Here is a 25,225-nt window from a genome sequence, read left to right on the forward strand (position 1 = left end):
GCTTACGCCGCCCCCAGGTCAGGGAACGAATCCACGCGGGCCAGCCAGCCTTTAAGGAACTTACCCAGCGACGGGCGCTGGTTCACCAGGTGAGTGTAGTAATCCTTGCGGCCCTGCTTGTACTTCGCATACACGGCCTTTGCATCGGCGGCGGCCAGGGCTTTCATGGTGCCCGGCCCGATCGCGCCATCGACGGCGATGGGCGGCTTGGCACCCAGGTCGTTGAGCACGCGCTGCAATAGTTTCGATGCGTTGCCGCCGGCATTCACCTGGAAATCGAACACGATGTTCGCCAGCGGCTGCAGGGCGATCTCATCGCCGTGGACCTTGTCCCAGTACAGCGCCTTGTAGATGGTGCCGGCCTGCGCATCGGTCAGCGCCTTCAGGTTCTCCAGCGTCGGCGCAAGGTTGAGCAGGCGCTGGGCACACTGTTGGAACGTGCCGATGGTGACGCCCTTGTTGGTTGCGCCACCCGGATCAGCCGGATCGTTGACGAATCCGCCTTCGTGTTTCAGCAGCGTGGGGAAGAAGGTGTTGAAGTCGGCCATTGGAGTGCTCCCTTGCGTTGGTGGGAACACTGTGGCGCTTGGGCGAGGCGGCCGGGATCGGCATTTTCCTGATTATGTTGCGTGGTCTTCCTGAGCGATATCGCGGGGACATCGCGCGCAAGCGCGCTCCTACAGGGGTGATGGCATCCATCGATATCGCGACGGCTTTATGTAGGAGCGTGCTTGCACGCGATCCGCGACCGCACTACGGATCCAACGTCGTCAGGCCTTCTTTCAACGCATAACGCGTGAGCTGCGCGATCCCGTTGATACCCAGCTTCGCCATGATGTGCTCGCGGTGCGTGCCTACCGTCTTGACGCTGACATGCAGGCGTTCGGCAATGTCACGGGCGCTCAGGCCCTCGGCGAACAGCTGGGTGATCTCGCGCTCACGCGCACTCAGCGCATCGCGCGGTGCGAATACCGGACCACCCTGGCGGCGTATGCCATCGACCAGGAGGTGGGCGATATCGGGACTGATGAAGTAACGCGAGCGCATGACCGTATCGATCGCTTCGTGCAACACGTCGAACCCATCGCGCTTGAGCACGTAGCCGTGCGCACCGGCGTCGAAAGCGGCACGTACCCAGCGCGAATCGTCATACGCGGAGAGGCAGAGCAAACGCGTATGCGGGCAACGTGGCGCGATCCGCCGTATGGCCTCGAGGCCACTCAGCCCGCGCATGGCGCAATCAAAGACGATAAGTCCCGGCTGGCTACGCAAGGCGCGGCGCATGCAGTCGCGGCCGTCCGCCGTACTCCCGATCACTTCATAACGCGGTGAGGAGGCAAGCAGCGCCGCGACGCCCTCGCGTAGCAACGCATGCTCATCGGCAAGCAACACGGTGACCGGCATCACGGCAGGTACTCCCCACCGGATAGCGCGAACAAACGACGACGTTCACCGCCACGATGGGCGGTGTCGAATGACTGCGAAGGCATTGCTGGACCTCCATGGCGCGCCGCCCCGTCGCGAATGGCGTACGGTCGGCCGTGCCAGCCCCTGGTTTGAATCCGTTTTGGCCAGCGCCCCCTGCCGGGCCCCCTGGTCACCTGTGGATCGGCCGGCCGCCGGGCTCCCCCTGGCGGCCGCCGCGCGCGGGTTTTGCCCGCTTAAGCGTGTGCGCCGCCCTCGCCGCCGTGTTCCTCGCGCTCCCCGCGCCGGAACTCCTTCCATACCTGGATGCCACCGGGGTTGATGGGCTTGATGCCGGTCTCGTTACCGGCGAACACCTGGGCTTCAGCCACATCATCGAAGGAGAATTCGCGCGTGGGTGCCAACACCGCAGCGCCCATCTCGTCGGCGAAATGCTGGGCCGCATCCCATAGCGCGGTGGACTCTGCGGATTTGCCGGATTCGTGCTCTTCACCGGCGTGGCCGATATCGACCAGGGCAACGTAGGGGATCTCGCGAACGTTCGCGCTGTAGATCAACGCATCCAGGGTCGCCTTGACGGTGATCTCATGGTGATGGCCCACGACAATCAGCAACTCAAAGCGCTCACGCTCGAGTTCTTCGATGTGGCCGGCGCTTACGCCAATCGAGCCACCCGGGAATTTTTCATGCAGGCGCGTACCTGCGCGCTGGCCCTCGGTGGAATCATGGGGCCAGGTGATCAGCGTTTTCATGGTCGATCCTTCCGGTAGAGAGTGGTGCCACGGTATGTCGCGGCACCCCACCGGCCGTATCGGCCATTTCCTGATTTTTTGCGCCCCGTGAATTGGGGAGTACGTGCCGAAACTGTGACGCAGGTTTATGCGATCACACGCGCTTGCGCCGTGCCAGCCACCAACCCATCGCCGCACCGGCCAGTAGCCAGCCGAATGCCTGCTCGATCAGGTAGCCGAACGTGAAAGGCGCGGGGAAGCGGTACCAGTTCCAGAACGGCACGCTAAGCGTCAGCCACGTGAATAGTCCGAAGCCCAACCCAAATGCCATGCCGCGGCTGAAGCTGGGTCCGGAACGGACAAGCACCAGCACGATGATGAGCGCGGCCAGCGTATCGCTCAGCCACTGATGGAACAGGTTATGGCCCATCGCCATGGGGTTCCTGCCCTGTGGCTGGTACACGATGAAGGCGTAGGGATTCGCTTCGGCCTTGGCGATATAGGTCTGCACCGCCTTGTCGTCATGGCGGGTGGCCATGTCGAAATGCGGGATGACATAGATGCCGGCCTCTTGCGGCAAGGCCGTGCGCAGGGTATCGAGCAGGCGGTTTTCATCCGTCGGCGCGCGCATGGACATCTCGCCCAGCGGCAACACCATGTGCGCAAACGCGCCCCACAGAAACATGATCAGACCGCCGATGATGGTCGCGACAGCTAGGCGCATGACGGCTCTCCCGTGGCTGGTGGCCCGAGGGTACGTCGGCCAGCGCGCGGGGGAAATCGGCCATTTGGCGGGGGTGGGAGTGCTTAATCCCCGCGCGCGGCAGCCCTGGCTGCCCGCAGCGCGGTCAGCTTCTCGCGCAGCTTCAGTTCCAGCCCACGGTCCACCGGATCGTAGAAGGTCATGCCCACCAGCTCATCGGGCAGGCAGACCTGATCCAGGGCGATACCGCCCTCGGCATCGTGGTCGTACTGGTAGCCCGTGCCATAACCCAGGCCCTTCATCAATTTGGTAGGCGCATTGCGCAGGTGCATGGGCACCTCCAGCGTGCCCATCTGCTTCACCACGGCCTTGGCCTTGTTGTAGGCCATGTAGGCGGCATTGCTCTTGGGCGCGATCGCCAGCCAGATTGCCAGTTGGGCCAAGCCCAGCTCGCCTTCGGGGCTGCCCAGGCGCTCATAGGTATCCCACGCATCCAGCGCCATGCGCCACGCACGCGGCTCGGCCAGGCCCACGTCCTCGACCGCCATGCGCGTCATGCGCCGGGCCAGGTACAGCGGATCGCAGCCGCCATCGAGCATGCGGGTTAGCCAGTAGACAGCTGCATCGGGATCCGACGAGCGTACGGATTTATGCAACGCCGAAATCTGGTCGTAGAACTGCTCACCGCTCTTGTCAAAGCGGCGCGTGCGGTCGGCCAGCACCTGTTCCAGCGTGGCATCGTCGATACGCCCGCCATCGGCCAGTTCGCTGGCGATTTCCAGCAGCGTAAGCGCCCGGCGCACGTCGCCATCGGCGGCGGATGCGATCAGCTTCAGCGTGGCGTCTTCCACATCCAGGTGCAGCTCGCCCAGGCCACGCTCGCTGTCATCCAGCGCGCGGCGCAGCGCGGCCACGATATCGTCCGGGCTTACCGCATCCAGCACATGCACGCGGCAGCGCGACAGCAACGCGGAGTTCAGCTCGAACGATGGGTTCTCGGTGGTGGCGCCGACGAAGATGATGACCCCGCGCTCGATGTACGGCAGGAACGCATCCTGCTGGGCCTTGTTGAAGCGGTGCACCTCATCCACGAACAGGACCGTGCGACGGCCCTGGGCGAAATTGCCCTCGGCCTCGGCCAGCGCCTTGCGTACATCGGGCAACCCGCTCATCACGGCGGAAATCGCCCGGAAATCGGCATCGGCGTAGCGCGCCACGAGCAGCGCGATCGTAGTCTTGCCGCAGCCCGGGGGGCCCCACAGGATCATGGAGTGCACGCGGCCGGCTTCCAACGCGCGGCGCAAGGGCTTGCCCTCGCCCGCCACGCGCACCTGGCCCACGATCTCATCGAGGCTGCGTGGGCGCATGCGCTCAGCGAGGGGCTTCAGGGCTTCGGGTTCGGCGAACAGGCCGGGGGAGGAATAAGACGGCATGCCGCCATTATCGCGCGATTTGCCCGCGGGCGTTGTCTGGATCAGCTGGCCGGCGGCGGAGGTTTGCGCAGCAGCGTGGCGGCCATGCCGGCGACCAGGGCCGCCCCAAGCAACAGCACGATCCACAGCAGCGGGCGGGTCCAGTCGAAGTGCGTGGCGGTGGCCAGGGCCTTGTCGCCGGCCAGGGCCTGGGCCTCGCCCAGCGTGGCCGGGTCGGGCCGCCAGGCGGCGCCGTTACGCGTGCGCAGTGCCGCAATCGCATCATCCACCGGCCAGGCGGCGCGCCGGGCGGAGGCGCTGCCCACCTGCAACCGGTACGGCGGCGTTCCCTCGGGCAGGAACACGAAACGATCCGGGCGCCATCCAACACTGAGTTTCGGCGCGCTACGCAGGGAGGTCGCCGAGTGCAGGCGGAGATGGTCGCGGCGCTGGGCCTGCACGATGAGCGGGCGCTGATCGTCCTGCCCCGGCGTCACCACGATCGTGCCCAGGTTATCGCCACTTACCGTGCCAGTAACGGAAATCACTTCCAGCCGCGCCACGCTATCACCCTGCCCCAGCGCAACACGAATAGCACTGACGGGCAGCGCGGCAGGCAGCGTGTAGTCGTAGTTCACGCCACCGCCGCTGGTATCGGCGCTGGCATTTGCTATATCGAGCCATTGGCGCTTCGCTTCGTCACGCGCGGCGGCATCGACGACGCTGCCAGAGAGCGTGACCTTGGCACCCTCGGTCCACGGCGCATCGTCACTCGTGGTGCGCACGCGGTAGTAGCGCGCCGCCGGCCCATCCAGCTTCACCACGCGGGCGTCGACGGCGCCATCGCCGTGGCCGAGGGTAACGATGGAGGCGGCGGCGACGCGCGGCTGCCAGTCCTGCAGGTTGCTGCTGGCATCGATATCCACGCTGAGCTTCACATCGCCCTGCGTTGCCGGAAACTCCAGGCGCTCGGCGGCGATCGCCGTACGCGCATCGAATAACCATTCGTGCACGTGCCCGGTCGCGGGCGCGGCACCGGGCTCAATCAGGATGTCGCCATTGGTGCTGCGGCGGATGCTCGGCCCGGCGACGCCATCGCTGCCACTGGGCACCGGCAGCAACACCGCATCCAGGGTCATGGGGTGCGAGGTGGGCGCCGCGGGCTCGTAGCGACCCATTGCCACTTCACGCCCCTTCGCATCCACGACGACCACATCGGCCAGCCCGGCATCGGGCTGGGCCCAGCGGTAAGCCTCTTGCGGGAGCTCCACAAGGTAAGCGCTTGCGCCAGCGCGCGCCTGGATGGGCCAGCCATACGCGTACTGCGGGTCATCGCCAGCGTGCGCGGGGGACAGCGCCGCGCCGAGCGCGGCCACGTAAATCACGAACAAGCCAATACGTCCATCACGGCGCATGACTGGATTCCGGTGCATGGGGGGCTGCCTGCCTTGGCGGTGCGGGTGCGAGGTAACCAATGACCGTGCAGAGCAGGCCATAGGCGATAAAAGAAGCAATACCGAAGAGATTGCCCAGGTGGCTGCGATCGATCAGCAGCAGCTTGGCCAGCACGATAGCCATGCACGCGGCACCGGCCATCCACAGCAGACGTTGCCCCCGTTTCGACCCCAGCACCCAGGCGACCACGCCTGTAACGCTCCACACCACGGTAAGCCACAATTCGGCCAGGCTGGAGGCAGGCATATGTTCATCCCAGGGCACGCCGCCCAGATGATGCACGGCGCGCAGGGTCATGCTGGTGGCGATGATGAAGAAAGCCACGGCAAGGATCGCCGGGCGCACGCGATGCAGCGACGGCGGTGCATCCACGTCCCACAGTGCACGCGCGATCAGCCCGAACACGGCGATGAGCACCAGCTCCACCGGATTGAGCAGCGGAATAAAGGGCAATGGGCTCGGGTTGCCATCGATGGTGAGCGCCAGCACGCCGATCAACAGGCTGAGGCCGAGCCCGCCGATGCCGACGACGCGACGGATGCCCTGCGCATGCATCGATAGCGGCGGCGTGATGGCGCGCGGCCACCACAGGGTAAGCTTGGTAAGCAGCAAGGCGGGCGCGACGTAAGCGAGTAGCTCCCAGCCATTGCCCACCGGCGGGCGGTAACCGAAGGCGATTCGCGTGGCCGTGTAGATCAACGCAAGCCAGCGCACCCACCACAAGGTTTGTGCGGTGATGGCGGCAACCGCGTGCGCGGCGATAGCTCGCAGGGAGAACCAGCCGGTGACCGCCGTGATCGCCACCGCCGCGAGCGGCCAGCCCGCAAACACCTGGATGTCGTAGGTCTGGGCATACATCGCCGCCGCCGCGGTGATGGCGACGGCGAGCGGCACCGACCACGCCAGCATCAGCCCCAGATCCAGCTTGCGTACGTGGCGGTTGCCCTCGGCAAGAACCCAGCCGGTGACGGACAGCAAGGCCACCCACGCCGCCCAGCGCGAGGCATCCGGCAATACGAACCCATCGATCTCGGCGCCAAAGCCTAGCAACCACCAGGCCACGCTCCACAGCAGCAATGCCGTACGCGCGAGGCCGCCGATGCCCTTGGAGACGCTGTGCCGGTCGTACTGGAACAGGCAGGCCACGCCGGCGGCGGTAATCAGCAAGGCGCCGACGAAGTACTCGTTGACGAAGGGCAACGTACGCAGGCTACCGTGCGGGAAATCTGCCAGCGCCCAGGCGACGCCCGAGGCCAACTGCAGGAACATGCCCGCCCAGCGCGGGAAACGGCGCTGCTGGCGGAAGCCCAGCCAGACCAGGCCCGCACCTTCGAGTGCGAACACGCTGGCGGTAACGCTCGCGCTGAGCGCCAGTGGCACGGCGAGCGTCGCGAAGGCCACCGCGAGCACGGCCCAGGTTTCGCGCAACAGATGCATGTCGTCACGCTGGCGGATCGCAAACGCGATGGCCACATACAGGGCGGCGGCGACGAGTGCCGACATGGCCAGCGGCATCGGCGCCCAGTCGAGCAACGCACCCTGCAGCAACAGGCTGATGATGGGCGTGCCGAACATCAGGCTGCCATCGAGGATGGCGCGATCGCGGCGCGGCGAGCGCAACACGTGCAGCCACGGTACGGCGACATACAACAGGAAGAACAGGATCAGGAAGGGCTCCGTGCTCCCGAACAGCGCGGGGCGGTAGGCAAGCACACCCCATGCCGTACCCACGCCGAAGGTGCCGACGAAACCGAGCACGTTGAGGATGCGCCAGGCCTTCTTCCACGCTATGCCGAGGATGCCCAGGTTGAGCACGGCGTAATACGAGAACAACGCGACGTGATTGCCCTGCCCGCTCGATGCCAGGATCGGCGCAGCGAACCCGGCGATAAGGCCGAGCACGGCGAGCGCCAGCGAATCCTGCAGCACGGCGAGGATACCCATGCAGCCGACGAACACCACCAGCAACACGAAGGTCGGCAGCGGATCGATCAGGTGGTACAGGCGATAGGCGGCAAACACCGTCATCACCAACACGCCCAGCGCACCGCCCTGGAGCGACAGCGCGAACGAACGGCGCGTATCGCGCTGCAGCCAGCCGAACCCCACACCGGCCATCGCGGCGAGCGCCACGATGCTCAAGCGTACCGAGATCGGCACATGCAGCAGGCCCTGGTCGGCCGCGTACTTCAGGAACGCGGCGATGCCGGCGAACAGCACCAGCATGCCCACCTTCACCGGCACGTTGCCTTCGGTGAACCAGCGCCTGGCCGTATCCATCAGGCGCTCGATGGCCGAGGGGCCTGCCGGCTCGGCCCATTCGGCACGTGGCGGTTCGGAGGATGCGTTAGCCGCCCCGGTGGCAACCGGTGTGGCCGACACGCGCGCTGCGGCGGGCATGGGCGGCGGCATCGCCGGCGGTGCCGCGGCAGCGGGGCCCGGCGACGCAGGCGCGGGCGTATCGAAGGGCCGGACCACCTCACGGGGCGACACACCCTCGGGCAGATCCTCGAGCCACATCTCGCGCTGGGGCTGGGGATGGCGCTCGGTGGAAGGTGCGGGAGCCGGCGCCTTCCAGGCAGCTACCTGGGCCCTCAGCTCATCCAGTTCCCGCCGCGTCTGCGACAGGCGGGCCCATAAAAGGCCAATGGCGAAGCCAGCGGCGACGCCGGCAATACCCTGCCCGATCACCCCGCCCAGCACTGCGCCCACGATCGCCCAAACGACGTACATGCCTTCGCCTACCCCCAACATTCCTATGTCGTGCGCAAAGCATGGCAGAAATCATGACGATTTCGATAACGCGCCCGTTAAACGATCAATGGACCGGCTGGGTCTGCAGGACGGGCGCGTCGCCAATCACGTCGGCGCCCTTGGGCGGCACGAAGTTGAAGGTATCGGCGGGGATGGCGGCGTTCTTCTGCCAGCCAGTAAACAGGATGCGGGTGGTGTTGCCCAACTGGTCCTTGAACTCCATGCGGGCCAGGCCGGTGGCATCGAAGCCCAGGTCGGCGTAGTCGAACGCCGGATCCTTCGCGGTGGAGGAAAGGCGCAGCCACTGCATGCCATCGTGCTCGCCCTGCTCGGCCACCTTGAAGAAGCCCTTGTCGAGCTGCGACAGGTCGGTGAGGACGGTCAGCGGGCTCTGCGCTTCCTCGGTGCTCTGCTTGCGCACCGTCACCTGCTCCAGGTCCGGATCGTAAAGCCACACGCGGCTGCCGTCGGCCACGATGGTCTGCTTCGACGGCGCCAGTACCTCCCAACGGAACTGGCGCGGCGCCTCGAGCGAGACCACGCCCGTGGTCGTCTTGCCCGGGCCGCCGTTGACGTCAAACAGGGTCTGGCTGAAACGGCCCGTCAGCGAGTGCAGGCCCTTCGCAAACGCATCCAGGCGCTCTCGCGCGGGACCGGCGGCAAAGGCAGGCAGGCTGAGCAGCGAGAGCGTGGCGGCAAGCAGGAGACGTTTCATGTCGAGGGTTCCGTAAGGGACGGCGCGATTGTCAGCGATCGCTTTCGAACAGCGACTTAAGCATATCGATGGCCTCGGTCGGTGAGATCTCGCCGGCCTCCATCTTTTCGCTGATTTCGGCAATGGCCGCGCCATCACGGTGCCAGTACGGCGCCGTGCGGGTGGCGACGTGGGCCGGGCGGGCTTCCTGGCCCAGCACCACGATTTCGGCCAGTTCGCCCTGCTCGGCGAAGATCACTTCCAGGGCGTCGTCCACCTCGGCGGTGTGCCCGGCGGGGTACTCGCGCACCACCGTGCAGCTGCGGCCATCGTCGGCACGCAGCTCCAGGCCGGGGATGGACGGGTTCAGTTCGAACACCGTCTCGACTTCATCCAGCACTTCACGCGTGGGTTTCAGGTCGCCGGTGACAAGCAGGCTCCAGGGGCGCTGGCGCAGCGCACCCGGCTTCAGGGCGTTCATGGGGGTTAATCCTTCGGGGGCGGCGGTGCCAGCACTTCGCGGTTACCGTTGTGCTGCGGGGCGCTGACGATGCCATCCTGCTCCATCTGCTCCACCAGGCGCGCGGCACGGTTGTAGCCGATGCGCAGATGCCGCTGCACGCCGGAGATGGAAGCACGGCGCGTTTCGGTCACCACGCGCACGGCGCGGTCGTACAACGCGTTGTCGCTATCGCCATCGCCATCGGCTTCCTGCGGCAGGCCGGCATCGTTGATGATCTTGCCATCGGCCGTGCTCTGTACTTCCTCGAGCACGCCTTCGATGTAATTGGGCGCGCCCTGCGCACGCAGCCACTCGACCACGTTGTGCACCTCGTGATCATCCACGAAGGCGCCGTGGACGCGCTCGGGCGTAGCCGTACCGGGCGGCAGGTAAAGCATGTCGCCGTGACCGAGCAGCGCCTCGGCGCCGCTCTGGTCAAGGATGGTGCGCGAATCGATCTTGGACGACACCTGGAACGCGATGCGCGTGGGGATGTTGGCCTTGATCAAACCGGTGATCACATCCACCGACGGGCGCTGCGTGGCGAGGATAAGGTGCACGCCAGCGGCGCGCGCCTTCTGCGCCAGGCGGGCGATGAGTTCTTCGACCTTCTTGCCGACGATCATCATCATGTCGGCGAATTCGTCGATGATGATGACGATATGCGGCAGCGGCTCGAGCGGCTGCGGCCCCACGGAAGGCATGTCGGGGTTGGCACGGAACAGCGGATCCAGCAACGGCTGGCCCGACGATTCGGCGTCCCTTACCTTCTTGTTGAAGCCACCCAGGTTACGCACGCCCACCGCGGCCATGAGCTTGTAGCGGCGCTCCATCTCGGCCACGCACCAGCGCAAGGCGTTGGCGGCTTCCTTCATATCGGTGACGACCGGCGCCAGCAGGTGCGGGATGCCCTCGTACACGGAGAGTTCCAGCATCTTCGGGTCGATCATGATCATGCGCACGTCCTTCGCACTGCTCTTGTAGAGCAGGCTGAGGACCATGGCATTCACTGCCACCGACTTACCCGAACCGGTGGTACCGGCCACGAGCAGGTGGGGCATCTTCGCCAGATCGGCCACGACGGCCTTGCCGCCGATATCCTTGCCCAGGGCCAGCGCCAGCGGCGACTTCACCTGGTCGTAGCGCTCGGATTTCAGGATCTCCGAGAGGTACACGATCTGCTTCTTGGTGTTGGGGATCTCCAGGCCGATGACGTTCTTGCCGGGGATCACATCCACCACGCGCACGCTGACCACGGAAAGGCCGCGGGCGATGTCCTTGTCGAGGCTGGAGACCTGGCTGCCACGCACGCCGGCGGCCGGTTCCAGTTCGAAACGGGTAATGACGGGGCCTGGGTACACGCCGGCCACGCGGGCTTCCACGCGGAAATCGCGCAGCTTCAGCTCCACCTGGCGCGAGAGCACCTCGAGGGTTTCTTCCGAATAGCCCGGGCCCTGCGGCGGGGCTTCATCCAGCAGCGACAGTGGCGGTACCTCGCCATCCATCGAGGCGCCGGTGAACAGCGGGATCTGGTTTTCGCGGACGGCGCGGTCGCTCTTCACCACCATGGGCGTGGGCGTTTCGATACGCACGGGCTCGCGCTTGGCCTGTTTCACCGCCTCGGCTTTCTTCACCACCTCGCGCTCGGCGCGGGCGGAACGGGCGGCCATCACCTCGGGGGCCTGGCGCACCTTGCCGCCGAACCAGCCGCCCATCTTCATGACCAGCTCGCCGGTGGCATCCATCAGCTTGAACCACGACAGGCCAGTAGCCAGCGTGATCGCGATAAGGCACACCGCCAGCAGGAGCAGCGGTGCGCCCTTGTCGCCAAACGCATTGTGCAGGCCATGGCCCACCCACTTGCCGACGATGCCGCCCGGGCCTTCCGGCAGCACGGGGGAATCGACGTTCAGGTAGATGAGGGCCGGGGCCGTGATGAAAAAGAACACGAAGCCGATCAGCCGCAGGGACGGTTCCCAGGGCTGGACGTTGCGCTCACCGCGGTGGCGGATGACCTGGATGCCCAGGGCAAGCAGGAGCAGCGGGAAGAAGTAAGAAACCAGGCCAAAGATGTACCGGAGCAGGTTGGCGATGTTCGCACCCACCGCACCACCGAAATTGGTGGCGTGCTCGGCCACGCCCATGTGGCCCCAGCTGGGATCCTGGTCGTTGTAGCTGAGCAGGCATACCAGCAGGTACAGGGCGAGCGGGAGCAACAGCAGTGCTCCCGCCTCGCGCAGGCGGCGCTTGAGCTCCTCGCTCAAGCCCTCCCTGGCGGCCTTGGGCTGGGCCCTGGCCTGTTTCTTTACTACCTTCGCGCTGCGCGCCACTTAGCAAACCACTCCGGCTTCGGTCCGGGGCATCATGCCATGCCCTGAAGCGCCGGGTGCACCAGCTTGCCGCCTTCGATATTGATACCGGCGGCCAGCGGGGCGTAGTCGCGCCACTCGTTGCCGGCGGCCAGGCGCTGCACGTACGGCAGGATGGCGGCCGAGATGGCGGTGGACGAGGTCTGCGGCACGGCGCCCGGCATGTTGGTCACGCAGAAGTGCGTGATGCCGTGCACGTCGTAGGTCGGCTCCTTCCAGGTGGTCGGGCGCGAGGTTTCGAAGCAGCCGCCCTGGTCGATCGAGATATCGACGAGGACCGAACCCTTCTCCATGGTCTTGACCATGGCCTCGGTGACGACGCGCGGGGCCTTGGCGGACGGGATGAGCACGGCGCCGACCACGATATCGGCGTTGCGCACTTCCTCGGCCACCGACGACTCGTAGGCGTACAGGGCGGTGACGTTGGGGCCCAGGGCCATCATTTCGGCCATGCGGTCCGGGCGCTTGTCGAACACCACCACGTTGGCACCAGCCTGGGCGGCCAGGGCGGCGGCGTTGCCACCGGCGGCGCCGGCGCCCAGCACCACGACCTTGCCACGCGGGGTAGAGGCCATGCCGCCCAGCAGCTTGCCCTTGCCGCCGTTCGGCTGGTGCAGGAGCGTGGTGCCGATCTGGGTGGCGATGCGGCCGGCGATGACCGACATGGGCAGCAGCAGCGGCAGCGCGCCGTTCTCGTCCACGGATTCGAAGGCGACGCCGGTCAGGCCGATATCCAGCAGGCTCTTGGTGAGCGCCGGCTCGGCGGCCAGGTGCAGGTAGCAGAACAGCAGGTGGTGCTTCTTGAGCAGCTTGAGATCGCCCTCGATCGGCTCCTTGACCTTGACGATCAGCTCGCCCTTTTCATAAACGGCGGCGGCATCGGGCACCACGGTGACGCCCAGTGCCGAATAGTCGGCATCCGAGTAGCCGCTCTTGGTGCCGGCGCCAGCCTGGATGAACACGTCATGGCCACGGCGGACGAGGTCGGCGGCGGCGGCCGGGATGAGGGCCACGCGGCCTTCAAGGGTCTTGGTTTCGGAGGGGATACCAATGCGCATCTTAAGGAAGATCCTGAAAGTACAGAATTAAGCCCCCATGTGGGGACATGGTCGGGCCACCGGCAAAGCGGAATGTCTTGAATCGCACCCCCGTCTTCCCCATTCTTCCGGGTCGACGCAATCTCGCGGAACCTCGACACGGCTTCAGCTTCCTGCCGCAAGAGGCGAGCGGTACGAATGAAACAGCCGCAGCAAACCTGAAGGATTATACATGAGCACCCCCAAGCACAGCCGACTGCTTATCCTCGGCTCCGGTCCCGCCGGCTACACGGCCGCCGTCTACGCGGCGCGCGCCAACCTGAAGCCGATGATGGTCACCGGCCTGCAGCAGGGCGGCCAGCTGATGACCACCACCGAGGTGGATAACTGGCCGGGTGACGAAAAGGGCGTTCAGGGCCCGGAGCTCATGCGCCGCATGGCCGAGCACGCCGAGCGCTTTGAAACCGAGATGGTGTTCGACCACATCCACCAGGTGGACCTGAACAACCGCCCGTTCCGCCTGAAGGGCGATGGCGGCGAGTACACCTGCGATGCGCTGATCATCACCACCGGCGCCACGGCCAAGTACCTGGGTATCGCCTCGGAAGAGAAGTTCAAGGGCCGCGGCGTCTCCGCCTGCGCCACCTGCGATGGCTTCTTCTTCCGCGAGCAGGATGTGGTGGTGGTGGGCGGCGGCAACACCGCCGTGGAAGAGGCCCTGTACCTCTCCAACATCGCCCGCAAGGTGTACCTGGTGCACCGCCGCGACAAGCTGCGCGCCGAGAAGATCCAGCAGGACAAGGTGTTCGAGAAGGCCGCCGCCGGCAAGATCGAGCTGATCTGGAACAGCCAGGTCGATGAAGTGCTGGGCGACGATTCCGGCGTGAACGGCGTGCGGGTGAAGGATGTGAACACCGGCGCCAAGCGCGACCTGGACGTGCAGGGTTTCTTCGTGGCGATCGGCCACACCCCGAACACCGGCATCTTCGATGGCCAGCTAGAGATGAAGGATGGCTACATCCATATCCAGTCGGGCCTGGAAGGCATGGCCACCGCCACCTCCGTTCCGGGCGTGTTCGCCGCGGGCGACGTGGCCGATCACGTGTACCGCCAGGCGATCACCTCGGCCGGCTTCGGCTGCATGGCCGCGCTGGACGCCGAGCGCTGGCTCGATATGAACCACAAGCTCGACTAAGGGAACCCCCGGCCCCGCGCGCCTGGCCGCGCGGGGCTGCCCCACCATGAACGACATCCGCTTCCTGCAGGGCCTGCGCGATGTCCCCGCCGCCGACTGGGACGCGCTCATTCCCGATGGCAACCCCTTCGTATCCCATGCCTTCCTGCACGGGATGGAGGCCAAGGGCTGCCTGCGGGAAGACTACGGCTGGGCGCCCTACCACCTCGCCATCTTCGATAACGGCCGCCTGGTAGCCGCTGCACCCACCTACCTCAAGGGCAACTCGCACGGCGAGTTCGTGTTTGACTGGAGCTGGGCCGCCGCCTGGGAACGCGCCGGCGGGCAGTACTACCCCAAGATGCTGGTGGCCTCGCCCTACTCGCCCGTGCCCGGGCCGCGCCTGCTGGTGCGCGAAGGCCCACTGGCCGACCTCTACCGCAACCGGCTGACCGCCGCGCTGGTCGAGGAAGCCGAGCGTCTGGGCCTGTCGTCGATCCACGCCAATTTCCTCGCACCGGGCGACCTGCACGCCTTCGACGATCGCTGGCTCGAGCGCTCGGACTACCAGTTCCACTGGCACAACCGTGGCTATGGATCGTTCGATGATTTCCTGGCGGCGCTGACCGCCAAGAAGCGGAAGAACATCCGCCAGGAGCGGGCGAAGGCACACGCATCGGGCCTGGTGCTGGAGATGCGCGGCGGTGATGAACTCACCGACATGGAATGGCGGCAGATCCATGGCCTGTATGAGCTGACGTTCGATATGAAGGGCAACCACGCGGCGCTCACCGCGCGGTTCTTCCAGTACCTGGGCCGCGAGCTGGGCGCGAACGTGCAGGTGGCCATGGCCCGCGACGATCACGACATCGTCGCCATGGCGCTGTTCCTGCGCGGTGGCGATGCCCTCTACGGCCGCTACTGGGGCGCCAGCGTCGAGGTGTCCGGCCTGCATTTCGAGCTGTGCTACTACCGTGGCATCGATTACGCGATCCGCGAACGACTGCAGCGCTTCGAGCCCGGTGCGCAGGGCGAGCACAAGCTGGCCCGTGGTTTCCTGCCCACGCTCACCCATTCGCGCCACTTCATCGCCCACGACGGCTTCCGCCGCGCCGTGGCGGAAGCCCTTGAACATGAGGCCGAACACCGCGAGGCTTACCGCGCCGAACTGCTCACCCATTCGCCCTACGCGGACCGATGATTCGCCTGCCCCAGCTCCACCCTGCCCGCCCAGGCCAGTTCCCCGACCCGGAACAGGCGCTGGAGGAACCCAATGGCCTGCTCGCGTGGGGTGGCGATCTGTCGTCCGAGCGGCTGCTCGCCGCGTATTCACAGGGTGTGTTCCCGTGGTTCAACGAGGATGAGCCCATCCTGTGGTGGTCGCCCGACCCGCGCTGCGCGTTCCGCACCGATAGCGTGCACATCAGCCGCAGCCTGAAGAAGCAGCTGGCGAAATCCAACTGGCGGCTCACCGCCGATACGTCGTTCGCTCGCGTGATGCGCGCCTGCGCCGAGCCGCGCGATGGCCAGCCCGGTACGTGGATCAGCGACGAGATGATCGTGGCGTACCAGGAGCTGCACCGCCTGGGCCACGCGCACAGCGTGGAAGTCTGGGACCGCGGCTCGCTCGTGGGCGGCATCTACGGCGTCGCCATCGGCCGGCTGTTCTGCGGCGAATCCATGTTCAGCGCACGCACCGGCGGCTCGAAGGTGGCACTGGCCGGACTGTGCCAGTTGCTGCATGGCTGGGGCTTCCCCTTGCTGGATGCGCAGGTGACCAACCCCCACCTGGTCAGCATGGGCGCCATCGAAATCCCGCGGAAGCAGTTCATCGCCCAGGCCCGCCGCCTGGCCGCGATGCCCGGCATGCCCGGCAGCTGGATCAAAGCCCAAGTCCCGATGCCCCTGTAGGAGCGCGCTTGCGCGCGATGGGTGCTCGCGGCAGCGTGAATCGCGCGCAAGCGCGCTCCTACAGGCGTGATGCAGCGGACCGTTACCGCGAGCGATGCCCACTCATTTCCGCACCCGCATTCTTCGGCAGCAGCGCACTCACCGGCGCCGCCAGCAGCGAAATAAACGTCACCACGAGAAATGCCACCGAGAAATCCGGCAGCGCCGCATGCTCACGGCCGCCCAACACCACCGACACGTGCAGCGCCGCGGCGGCCACGCAGATGCCAAGCGACAGCATCAACTGCTGGAACGTCGTGTAGAAACTGGTCGCGCTGGAGAAGCGCTCGCTCGGTACATCCGCGTACGCCACGGTGTTGTACGCGCTGAACTGCAACGACTGGAAGAAGCCTGAAAACAGCAGCACCACGTAGATGATCCACAACGGCCAATCGGGCCGGAACGCCGCGCACAACGCCACGCACAGCATCGAAAACACGCCATTCCACACCAGGGTGGCGCGGAAGCCCCAGCGGCGCAGCACCGGCGCGGCGGTCGCCTTCATCAGCATCGCGCCGAGCGCGGAAACGAAGGTAATGACGCCGCTGTGCGCCGCCGAAAGGCCAAACCCGAGCTGCATCATCAGCGGCAGCAGGAACGGCACGGAGCCGGCGGTGATGCGCGTAAGAGAGCCGGCGATCACCGACAGGCGGAACGTCGTGAAACGCATGAGCGACATATCGAGGATCGGGTTCGTGATCCGTCGCGAATACAACAGATACCCCGCGCCTGCGACCATGCCGGCGATGATCAAGCCCGTTGAACCGTACAGCGACGACGAACCACGGCTCGCCAGCTCCAGCCCGAACACCAGGCAGGAGAGCGAAATGCCCGACAGCACGAAGCCAATCCGATCGAACGGCACGCGCTCGGTCAGTCGCACATCCGGGATGTACTTCGTGGCAAGCCAGATACCGATGACGCCGATAGGCACGTTGATATAGAAGATCCAGCGCCACGACACCCAGGTGACGATGAAGCCACCCAGCGGCGGCCCGACGACCGGGCCGATCAGCGCGGGCACCAGCAGCCATGACATGGCGCTGACCAGTTCGGATTTCGGCACCGAGCGCAGCAGCACCAGGCGGCCGACCGGCACCATCATGGCGCCGCCGATACCCTGCAGCAGGCGCGACAAAACCAGCAACGGGAGGTTCGATGCAACACCGCACAGGATCGAGCCCACCGTGAACAGCGCAATGGCCGCGCGAAACACATTGCGCGAACCGTAGCGATCGGCGATGGCGCCACTGGCGGGAATGAACACGGCCAGGCTGAGCATGTACGAGGTCAGCGCCACGCTCATGTGCAGCGGCGATACGTCGAACGAGGTGGCCATGGCCGGCAGCGCGGTGGCCAGGATGGTGCCGTCCAACTGCTCCATGAACATCGCGCTGGCGATGATCAGGGCAACGGTGCGAAAGCTAGGTGCGGTGCTCATCCGGGGACGCGCGGCGGGGGAAACGGCATTTTAGCAGAGCCACCCCACTCACGCGGGCTTCTAAACACTTGTTCATGGCCGGAGAGCGGATCGGTGAAGCGCAGTTCACGCGCCAGCAGGCAAAGCGGCTCGGTGAACCCTGGCGCCTCGTCACGTAACGCCGGGTAAAACACGTCCCCATCGATCGGTGCGCCGAGCGCGGCCATGTGCACGCGCAACTGGTGCTTGCGGCCAGTCACCGGGGTGAGGCGGTAGAGCCACCGCCCCTCCCCGCGCGAGATCACATCGATGAGCGTGCGTGAGTTCGGCTCACCCGGAACCTCGCGCATGCGGAAGAACGGCTCCCCGCGCTCCAGCCGGCTTTCGTGGATGCAGGGGAAGGTGAGCCCGGGTAACGGCGGCGCAAGTGCCTCATAGGTCTTCTCGATGCGCCGCTCACGGAACAGCCGCGTATAGGCATCGCGGCTGGAGGGCCGGGCAGAAAACACCACCAGCCCCGCCGTCGCCCGGTCCAGCCGGTGCAGCGCCACCAGATCGGGGTTGCCGAGCTTCCGCGCCAACCGGACCGAGAGCGTTTCCTCCACGTAGGCGCCTGCCGGCATCACAGGCAGGAAGTGCGGTTTGTCGGCCACGACCAGGTCATCATCAACATGGACGAGCGTTTCCTCGAACGGAATGCGCGGCTCGGCCTCGACCTCGCGACGGTAGAACACCGCCATGCCTGCCTGGAATGGCGCCTCTGGACCGAGTGGCACCTTACCGTCATCGACCAGGCCGCGGGCCATGCGGCCGGACCATTCGGTAGCGCTGATCGCGGGGAAACGCTCCGCCAGATAGGCCACGATGGTCGACCAGGAGCCAGCCGGGAGCGTGATGCGGCTTTTGGGGAGTTCGGACATGCGTTCAATTGTGCCCTGAGGCGGCGCCGAGCACACCGCGACAAGACGCCGGAGTCCCCAGCATGCGCATATACTCATGCCACCCACCCCAACTTGGTGAACGAGGTCGTTGCGCCCGTGATCGGCCGGTTCTTCAGGAAGCTATTCGGCGGTAGCGCCCCCGCGCCCCAGCCCGAGCACGAACGCCACACGTATGTCGCGATGGCCGTGGAGACGCACGCGCTCGCGAATGCGGTGGCCGCGGACGAGGTGGAAGACCGCTTCTATCGCATGCTGCTTGGCGTACCCGCCTCGGCCGAGCCGGCCATGAGCGCCACCGAACAGGTGGCCGCGCGCCGGGTGCGCGATGCGTTCGGCGCGGAACGCTTCGATGTGAGCACCCTGCCCCGCCTGCCTTCGGTCGTGCCGCAGCTGATGCGTTCGCTGCGCAGCGATGACACCAACAGCCGCATGCTGGCCGAACAGATCAGCCGCGATACGGTGCTGGTGGGCGAAATCATCCGCGTCGCGAACAGCGCCTATTTCCGCACGACACGTCCGGTGACCGGCCTGCCCCAGGCCATCACCTTGCTGGGCCAGAACGGCCTGCGCCGGGTGGTGATGCAACTGGTGATGCGGCCGATCCTGCGCACCGATACCGATGCCACGAGCCGTGCCGCCGGTGACCGCCTGTGGGACCACGCCGAACGGTGCGCCCGCACGTGCGTGTTCCTCAGCCGCCCCGCGGCCGATCCGTTTGAAGCGTTCCTGGCCGGTCTGGTGAGCCAAACCGGTGCGCAGACGATCCTGATAGAGCTGGATGCCGCCGGCCTGGCGCACGAGAACCTGAGCCGCCCGTTTATCGCGGCGATCGGCCAGCAGATCGAGCGGCTGTCACTGCACGCCGCCCGCCACTGGCAATTCCCGTCGCGCGTGGTCCAAGCGCTGGCCGAACGCGCCGACCCAGCCGATGCCGGTGCCCGCACCCCGCTGGGGCGCGCGCTACTGGCATCCAGCCGCGTGGCGATGCTGGATGTGCTGGTGGAGCAAGGCCTGGCCGATCCGGAAAGCGTATTGCTCGCAACGCCGGCGCAGGGCTTCAGCCAGGACCGCCTGCAGGCCGCCCGCGACGACCTGCGCACGGCCGCGCCCGCCGAAGCTTAGCGCTGGACGCCCGTGGCGACCACGTCCGCCCACAGCTGATCGGCCAGCTCGCGCGAGGCGGACTGGAGCAGCGCGGGAACCTGCACATCTAGGCGTGGCTCGGCGGCGTTCAGCGGTGCCGACTGGCGCACGCGGTAGCCCTTGGCCACCACCTTGCCACGCGCCACGATGCGGCAATCGGTCTGCAGGTCGATCGTGGTGGCCGGCGAATCCGCCTGCGGCGTAGCCGACACGGCGAGATCGACACTGCGGCAGCCGATGATCAGGTCGGTGAAATACTTCGGCTGCAGCGAGGTACGCAGCTGCGCCTGGATCACCGACACGATATCCGGGGTGACTTCGACATGAGCCTTGGCATCCAGGCCCTTCACGGTAACCACCGTGCCGCCCTTGTTCTCCACGGTGAGCCACGGCGAACCGGGGCTCGCGGCCACCATGCGACTGGCATCGGCTTCGATCATCGTCTTGCCGCCACAGGCGGAGAGCAGCATGGCCGCGGCGGCGGCCAACAAACACTTCGTCACTTCCAAACCCCTGATTTCCCCCGGACACAAGCCCGGGAATGTACCTCCAGTAGGGCCTGCGCGGCAATGCACCATGTCACATTGTGATATGCCGAAATTGTCTCTACGCCATGCACGCCGTCCGCCGATAGTCCAAGGATGCACACATGGATCTCTCTGATGGCAGGCGGCCCGCAGGATGGCCAGCGCTTCAAGCGCGACTTTTACACGCCCCACCCCACGCCGCCGGCCATGCGGGCCAGCGATGGCCAGGTGTGCTGCCCCGTGGCCGTGCGCACGACACGGACCGAGGGCGTGTGCGTGGTGGTGCATCCGCAAGCCCGGGACCACGAAATCGAGCTGGCTATCGATGCCATGGTGGCCGCGACCGAAGGTGAGCCGATTTCCGGCAAATAAGCGTTAAGTGTATGATGTACCTTTTAATCCTTCGGCAGGATTTTCGTTTTGGCTTTCTCTGCACGCGCCCCTGAGCCCGGCGACGCCCTTGCACGGCTGAGCTGGCAGGATTTCGAGCATCTGCTCGCGGAGCATTACCGCGAGCAGGGCTACCGCGTGGAACTGGTGGCCGCCCATGACCTGAAGGCCCTGGCCAATGCCGGCCTGGACATGCGGCTGCACCGCGGCAGTGAAACCGTGATCGTGCAGTGTGGCCACTGGGATGCGATCTTCGTGGACGTGGCCGAAGCCAACCAGCTGATGAGCGCCATGCTCAACGAGGCCGCCAGCCGCGGCGTACTGGTGACGCGTGGCAGCTTCACCGCCGCAGCGAAAGCCGCCGTACGCCGGCAGCCACGCGTACACCTGGTGGATGGCGACCTGTTGCGCGCCATGCTGAAACTGCCCGATCACCTGGACACCGCCCCGCCGGGCAGCCGCCCCGCGGAGAAAGTGGCACGCACGGCCGCCGCGGCGCGCCGCCGCTCGGGCAGCGAACGCTCCTACGTGTTGCCAGCCATCATCGGCGTCGTGATCCTCACCCTCATGGGCTTGTTCGTCTGGCGCGCGATGGGCCGGCGTGATGACACGCCTTCCCCGCCCCCGTTGGCCGCAGCGCCCGCTGCGACCGCCCCAGCCCAGCCATCCGCGCCTGCACCTGCCGCACTGCCGCCCACCCAGGTGGCGACGGTGCCAGTCACCGCAGCGCCCACGGTATCGCGACAACCCGAGGTCTCCGATGGCCTGGCGCATGAACTTGCCGAACGCGAACGCGCACGCCGCGAAGAAGACGCCGCGGCCAATCGCAAGAAACAGGAAGATGCGCTGAAAGTGATGGAGCGCAATACCCGCGAGGTTGGCTCGTACTAATAACGCAGGATCGTTCACGCGTTTGCCATACCCCGGGCCCTAGGCTGGGCCGCGACTCCCGTCGCTCCCCGGACCTAGACCATGACCGACACACTCGATGCTGATCTGCTACGCCGCATGCACGCGTACTGGCGTGCCGCGAACTACCTCACTGTTGGCCAGATCTATCTACGCGACAATCCCATGCTTGAGGAGCCGCTGAAACGCGAGCACATCAAGCACCGCCTGCTCGGCCACTGGGGCACCACCACCGGCCTCAACTTCATCTACACGCACCTGAATCGCGTCATCGTCGAGCGCGATCTGAACATGATCTACGTGATGGGGCCCGGCCACGGCGGCCCCGGTCCGGTAGCGCACACCTACCTCGAAGGCTCCTACACCGAAATCTATCCGCGCATCGATCGCAGCAAGGCTGGTATGCGCGAGTTGTTCCGCCAGTTCTCGTGGCCCTACGGCATACCGAGCCACGTGGCGCCGGAGACGCCGGGCTCGATCCATGAAGGCGGCGAATTGGGTTACTCACTCTCGCACGCGTACGGCGCGGCGTACGACAACCCCGACCTGATCGTGGCCTGCGTGGTGGGCGATGGCGAAGCCGAAACCGGCGCACTGGCCACCAGCTGGCATTCGAACAAGTTCCTCAACCCGGTATGCGATGGCGCCGTACTGCCCATCCTGCACCTCAACGGGTTCAAGATCGCGAACCCCACCGTGCTGGCACGCATTGAGCACGATGAACTGCGTGACCTGATGCGCGGCTACGGCTATGAGCCGCATTTCGTGGAAGGCCACGAGCCGGAAGCGATGCACCAGGCCTTTGCCGCCGCGCTGGATACCTGCCTCGACGAGATCCGCCGGATCCAGAAAGAAGCCCGCGAGGAAAGCGCGGATAACGCAAAGCGCCCCCGCTGGCCGATGATCGTGTTCCGCAGCCCCAAGGGCTGGACGGGGCCGAAGGAAGTGGATGGCAAGCCCGTGGAAGGTACGTGGCGTGCGCACCAGGTGCCGCTTTCGAAGTTCGAGAACGACGAGCACGTGAAGTTGCTCGAAGACTGGATGAAGAGCTACGACGCGCACGAACTGTTCGATGAGGAAGGCCGCTTCCGCGAAGAGTTCGCCTCGCTCGCACCCAAGGGCCAGCGGCGCATGGGCATGAACCCGCACGCCAACGGCGGCCTGCTGCTCAAGCCGCTGCACATGCCGCACTTTGCCCAGTTCGCCGAAGACGTGAAGACGCCGGGTGATCACAAGGCCGAGATGACCCGCGTGCTCGGCCGCTTTCTGCGCGAAGTAATGCGCCAGAACATGCGCACCTTCCGCGTATTCGGCCCGGACGAAACCGCATCGAACCGGCTGGAGGCGATTTACGAAGTAAGCCCGAAAACCTGGCTCGCCGACTACGAAGGCGTGGACGAAGACCTGGCCCCGGACGGCCGTGTCATGGAGATGCTCAGCGAACACCAGTGCCAGGGCTGGCTCGAGGGTTACCTGCTGACGGGACGGCATGGCTTCTTCTCGTGCTACGAGGCCTTCATCCACATCATCGATTCCATGTTCAACCAGCATGCGAAGTGGCTGAAGACCACCCGCAAGATGGAGTGGCGCCCGCCGATCGCCTCCCTGAACTACCTGTTGAGCTCGCACGTGTGGCACCAGGACCATAACGGCTTCTCGCACCAGGACCCCGGCTTCATCGATCATGTAGCGAACAAGAAATCCGAGATCGTCCGCATCTACCTGCCGCCGGATACGAACTGCCTGCTCTCCGTGGCCGACCACTGCCTGCGCAGCCGTCACTACGTAAACGTGATCATTGCCGGCAAGCAGCCCGACTGGCAGTGGCTCGATATCGAAAGCGCGGTGCAGCATTGCACGGCCGGCGCCGGTATCTGGGAATGGGCCGGCCGCGGCGGCGACGATCCCGATGTAGTGATGGCCTGCGCCGGTGATGCGCCCACCGTGGAAGTGCTCGCCGCCGTCATGCTACTGCGCGAGTACGTGCCCGATATCCGCATCCGCGTGGTGAACGTGGTCGACTTGATGTCGCTGGAAACGCCGGACGAACATCCGCATGGCATGGACGACGATCGCTTCGATGATCTGTTCACCAAGGACCGCCCGGTCGTGTTCGCCTTCCACGGCTACCCCGGCATCGTGCACAAGCTCACCTACCGCCGGCACAACCACGACAACTTCCACGTACGCGGCTACAAGGAAGAAGGCACCACCACCACGGCACTCGACATGATGGTGCTCAACAACATGGACCGCTTCCAGCTTGCGCTGGATGTGATCAACCGCGTGCCACGCTTTGCGGGTGAACGGGCGAAAGCCGAGCAGCGTTACTGGGCCGATATCCAGCGGCACAAGCTGTACGTCAGCGAACACGGGCAGGACCTGCCCGATGTCCGCGACTGGCAGTGGAAACCCGAATAACCGGCGAGCATGCCGCATGACCTGTAGGAGCGCGCTTGCGCGCGATGCCACGCCGCGACAAGCACCCATCGCGCGTAAGCGCGCTCCTGCCAGCTTCCCAGGAAAGCCATGCATATCCTTGCACTGAACACCGGCTCGTCGTCGCTGAAGTACGGCCTTTACCGGGTTGAAGGTGATGCCGTGGAGGCCCTCTTCTCCGACCAGACCGATGCGGCCGGTGGCGATGCCGACCCTGTACGCGCCATCTCCGGCACGCTAAAGCAGAAAGGCCTCCCCGAGCCCGATGCCATCGGCCACCGTATCGTCCACGGCGGCCCGAACATCCGCGATCACGCACGGATCGACGATGCGCTGATGGCGCACCTGGAGGAAGCAAAAGCCTACGCGCCGCTGCATGTGCCCGCCGCGGTAGAGATGGTGAAGCGCGCCCGTGAGGCCTTCCCTGATTCACCGCAGGTCGCGTGCTTCGACACCGCGTTCCACAAGACGCTGCCCGAGGTAGCGAAAGCCCTTCCGCTCCCCGCCGATCTGCGCAAGGGTGGTATCGAGCGCTACGGCTTCCACGGCCTGTCGTATGAATCCATCGTGCGTCAGCTAGGCCAGGGCATTCCGGCGCGCGTGGTCATCGCGCACCTCGGCAATGGCGCCAGCCTCTGCGCGGTGCGTGAGGGCCGATCGATCGACACGACGATGGGCCTGACGCCCACGGGCGGCATCGTGATGGGAACACGGCCTGGCGACCTGGATCCCGGCGTGCTGCTGTACCTGATGCGCGAGAAAGGCTATGACGCCGAGCGACTGGAAAAGCTCGTCGATCGCGAATCAGGATTGAAGGGGTTATCCGGCGGCACCAGCGACATGCGCAAGCTGCATGCAGCGAACGACGCAGCATCGAAACTGGCGCTCGATGTATTCGTGCATGTAGCCCGAAAGCACATCGCGGCCATGGTGGCATCGCTGGGCGGGCTGGATCTGCTCGTATTCACCGGCGGCATCGGCGAAAACGATGCGAAGACCCGTGACGCCATCCTGGCCGGCCTGCAATGGATGGGCGACTTCAACAGCCGCATCATCCCCACCGAGGAAGATGCACAAATCGCCCGCCACACCTACACACTAACCCTGTAGGAGCGGGGGGGGGGGGGGGGGGGGGGGGGGGGGGGGCCCCGCCCGCCCCCCCGCCCCGCCCCCCCCCCCCGCGGGGGGGGGGGGGGGGCCCCCCCGCGCGGGGGGGGGGGGCAAACCCCACACAGCGCCAGACGACCGGC

Annotated in this window: 22 protein-coding genes; 8 read left to right on the top strand and 14 right to left on the bottom strand. The window is 66.0% G+C overall.

The features are described 5' to 3' along the window. Positions 1–2: 2 nt before the first annotated feature. The 11 genes from ABIE56_RS02195 to ABIE56_RS02245 all read right to left on the bottom strand — a co-directional run bounded on the left by ABIE56_RS02195 (position 3) and on the right by ABIE56_RS02245 (position 13,103). Positions 3–548, bottom strand: coding sequence for a glycoside hydrolase family 108 protein (locus ABIE56_RS02195; protein ID WP_429242201.1), 546 nt, complete (start codon positions 546–548; stop codon positions 3–5). Between the two features lie 205 nt (positions 549–753). Beyond that, complete coding sequence (locus ABIE56_RS02200; RefSeq protein ID WP_429242224.1) at positions 754–1,404, bottom strand: response regulator; 651 nt, start codon at positions 1,402–1,404, stop codon at positions 754–756. Between the two features lie 257 nt (positions 1,405–1,661). Continuing rightward, positions 1,662–2,177 (bottom strand): hypothetical protein, encoded by a 516-nt coding sequence (locus ABIE56_RS02205; protein WP_429242202.1) that lies wholly within the window; start codon positions 2,175–2,177, stop codon positions 1,662–1,664. A gap of 133 nt (positions 2,178–2,310) precedes the next feature. After that, a complete protein-coding gene (locus tag ABIE56_RS02210; protein ID WP_429242203.1) occupies positions 2,311–2,880 on the bottom strand; it encodes a hypothetical protein in 570 nt (189 codons plus the stop codon). An 83-nt stretch (positions 2,881–2,963) separates the two neighbouring features. Continuing rightward, on the bottom strand, positions 2,964–4,292 hold the full coding sequence (locus ABIE56_RS02215) for a replication-associated recombination protein A (RefSeq protein WP_429242204.1): 1,329 nt from the start codon (positions 4,290–4,292) through the stop codon (positions 2,964–2,966). A 41-nt stretch (positions 4,293–4,333) separates the two neighbouring features. Then, the gene (locus ABIE56_RS02220) at positions 4,334–5,686 is read right to left on the bottom strand and encodes a DUF3999 family protein (RefSeq protein WP_429242205.1); all 1,353 of its coding nucleotides are present in this window, start codon (positions 5,684–5,686) and stop codon (positions 4,334–4,336) included. Further along, on the bottom strand, positions 5,676–8,459 hold the full coding sequence (locus ABIE56_RS02225) for a DUF2339 domain-containing protein (protein ID WP_429242206.1): 2,784 nt from the start codon (positions 8,457–8,459) through the stop codon (positions 5,676–5,678). The genes ABIE56_RS02220 and ABIE56_RS02225 overlap by 11 nt, the downstream gene beginning before the upstream one ends. 85 nt (positions 8,460–8,544) lie before the next feature. Next, positions 8,545–9,195 (bottom strand): outer membrane lipoprotein chaperone LolA, encoded by a 651-nt coding sequence (lolA, locus tag ABIE56_RS02230; protein ID WP_429242207.1) that lies wholly within the window; start codon positions 9,193–9,195, stop codon positions 8,545–8,547. A gap of 31 nt (positions 9,196–9,226) precedes the next feature. Beyond that, positions 9,227–9,655: a hypothetical protein gene (locus tag ABIE56_RS02235; RefSeq protein WP_429242208.1), complete on the bottom strand. Its 429-nt coding sequence runs from the start codon at positions 9,653–9,655 to the stop codon at positions 9,227–9,229. A gap of 5 nt (positions 9,656–9,660) precedes the next feature. Beyond that, positions 9,661–12,006, bottom strand: coding sequence for a DNA translocase FtsK (locus ABIE56_RS02240; RefSeq protein ID WP_429242209.1), 2,346 nt, complete (start codon positions 12,004–12,006; stop codon positions 9,661–9,663). Positions 12,007–12,038: 32 nt separating this feature from the next. Continuing rightward, on the bottom strand, positions 12,039–13,103 hold the full coding sequence (locus ABIE56_RS02245; protein WP_429242210.1) for an alanine dehydrogenase: 1,065 nt from the start codon (positions 13,101–13,103) through the stop codon (positions 12,039–12,041). A 211-nt stretch (positions 13,104–13,314) separates the two neighbouring features. Here ABIE56_RS02245 and trxB point away from each other — a divergent pair, with 211 nt between their 5' ends. From trxB to aat, 3 genes are read left to right on the top strand one after another with little or no spacing between them, the layout of a single operon-like run. Then, entirely contained in the window at positions 13,315–14,277 is a 963-nt protein-coding gene (trxB, locus tag ABIE56_RS02250) for a thioredoxin-disulfide reductase (protein WP_429242211.1), read from the top strand. A gap of 46 nt (positions 14,278–14,323) precedes the next feature. Next, positions 14,324–15,457 (top strand): GNAT family N-acetyltransferase, encoded by a 1,134-nt coding sequence (locus tag ABIE56_RS02255; protein ID WP_429242212.1) that lies wholly within the window; start codon positions 14,324–14,326, stop codon positions 15,455–15,457. Next, the gene (gene aat / locus ABIE56_RS02260) at positions 15,454–16,167 is read left to right on the top strand and encodes a leucyl/phenylalanyl-tRNA--protein transferase (RefSeq protein WP_429242213.1); all 714 of its coding nucleotides are present in this window, start codon (positions 15,454–15,456) and stop codon (positions 16,165–16,167) included. Before ABIE56_RS02255 ends, aat begins: the two co-directional genes overlap by 4 nt. A gap of 82 nt (positions 16,168–16,249) precedes the next feature. Here the strand turns inward: aat and ABIE56_RS02265 are convergent, their stop codons facing one another. Both ABIE56_RS02265 and ABIE56_RS02270 read right to left on the bottom strand, forming a co-directional pair. Continuing rightward, positions 16,250–17,647: an MFS transporter gene (locus tag ABIE56_RS02265; protein WP_429242214.1), complete on the bottom strand. Its 1,398-nt coding sequence runs from the start codon at positions 17,645–17,647 to the stop codon at positions 16,250–16,252. Beyond that, positions 17,644–18,546: a pseudouridine synthase gene (locus ABIE56_RS02270; protein WP_429242215.1), complete on the bottom strand. Its 903-nt coding sequence runs from the start codon at positions 18,544–18,546 to the stop codon at positions 17,644–17,646. The genes ABIE56_RS02265 and ABIE56_RS02270 overlap by 4 nt, the downstream gene beginning before the upstream one ends. 96 nt (positions 18,547–18,642) lie before the next feature. Here ABIE56_RS02270 and ABIE56_RS02275 point away from each other — a divergent pair, with 96 nt between their 5' ends. After that, entirely contained in the window at positions 18,643–19,689 is a 1,047-nt protein-coding gene (locus ABIE56_RS02275) for an HDOD domain-containing protein (RefSeq protein ID WP_429242216.1), read from the top strand. Here ABIE56_RS02275 and ABIE56_RS02280 read toward each other — a convergent pair. Beyond that, positions 19,686–20,213 (bottom strand): hypothetical protein, encoded by a 528-nt coding sequence (locus ABIE56_RS02280; protein ID WP_429242217.1) that lies wholly within the window; start codon positions 20,211–20,213, stop codon positions 19,686–19,688. The genes ABIE56_RS02275 and ABIE56_RS02280 overlap by 4 nt on opposite strands. A gap of 159 nt (positions 20,214–20,372) precedes the next feature. Here ABIE56_RS02280 and ABIE56_RS02285 point away from each other — a divergent pair, with 159 nt between their 5' ends. From ABIE56_RS02285 to ABIE56_RS02300, 4 genes are all read left to right on the top strand, one after another. Continuing rightward, positions 20,373–20,609, top strand: coding sequence for a hypothetical protein (locus tag ABIE56_RS02285; protein WP_429242218.1), 237 nt, complete (start codon positions 20,373–20,375; stop codon positions 20,607–20,609). A gap of 48 nt (positions 20,610–20,657) precedes the next feature. Next, positions 20,658–21,518: a restriction endonuclease gene (locus ABIE56_RS02290; RefSeq protein ID WP_429242219.1), complete on the top strand. Its 861-nt coding sequence runs from the start codon at positions 20,658–20,660 to the stop codon at positions 21,516–21,518. Between the two features lie 81 nt (positions 21,519–21,599). After that, a complete protein-coding gene (locus ABIE56_RS02295; RefSeq protein WP_429242220.1) occupies positions 21,600–23,957 on the top strand; it encodes a phosphoketolase family protein in 2,358 nt (785 codons plus the stop codon). Between the two features lie 108 nt (positions 23,958–24,065). Next, a complete protein-coding gene (locus ABIE56_RS02300) occupies positions 24,066–25,085 on the top strand; it encodes an acetate/propionate family kinase (RefSeq protein WP_429242221.1) in 1,020 nt (339 codons plus the stop codon). Positions 25,086–25,225: the final 140 nt, after the last annotated feature.

It is taken from the genome of Luteibacter sp. 621 (assembly GCF_050435445.1).
Classification (GTDB): domain Bacteria; phylum Pseudomonadota; class Gammaproteobacteria; order Xanthomonadales; family Rhodanobacteraceae; genus Luteibacter.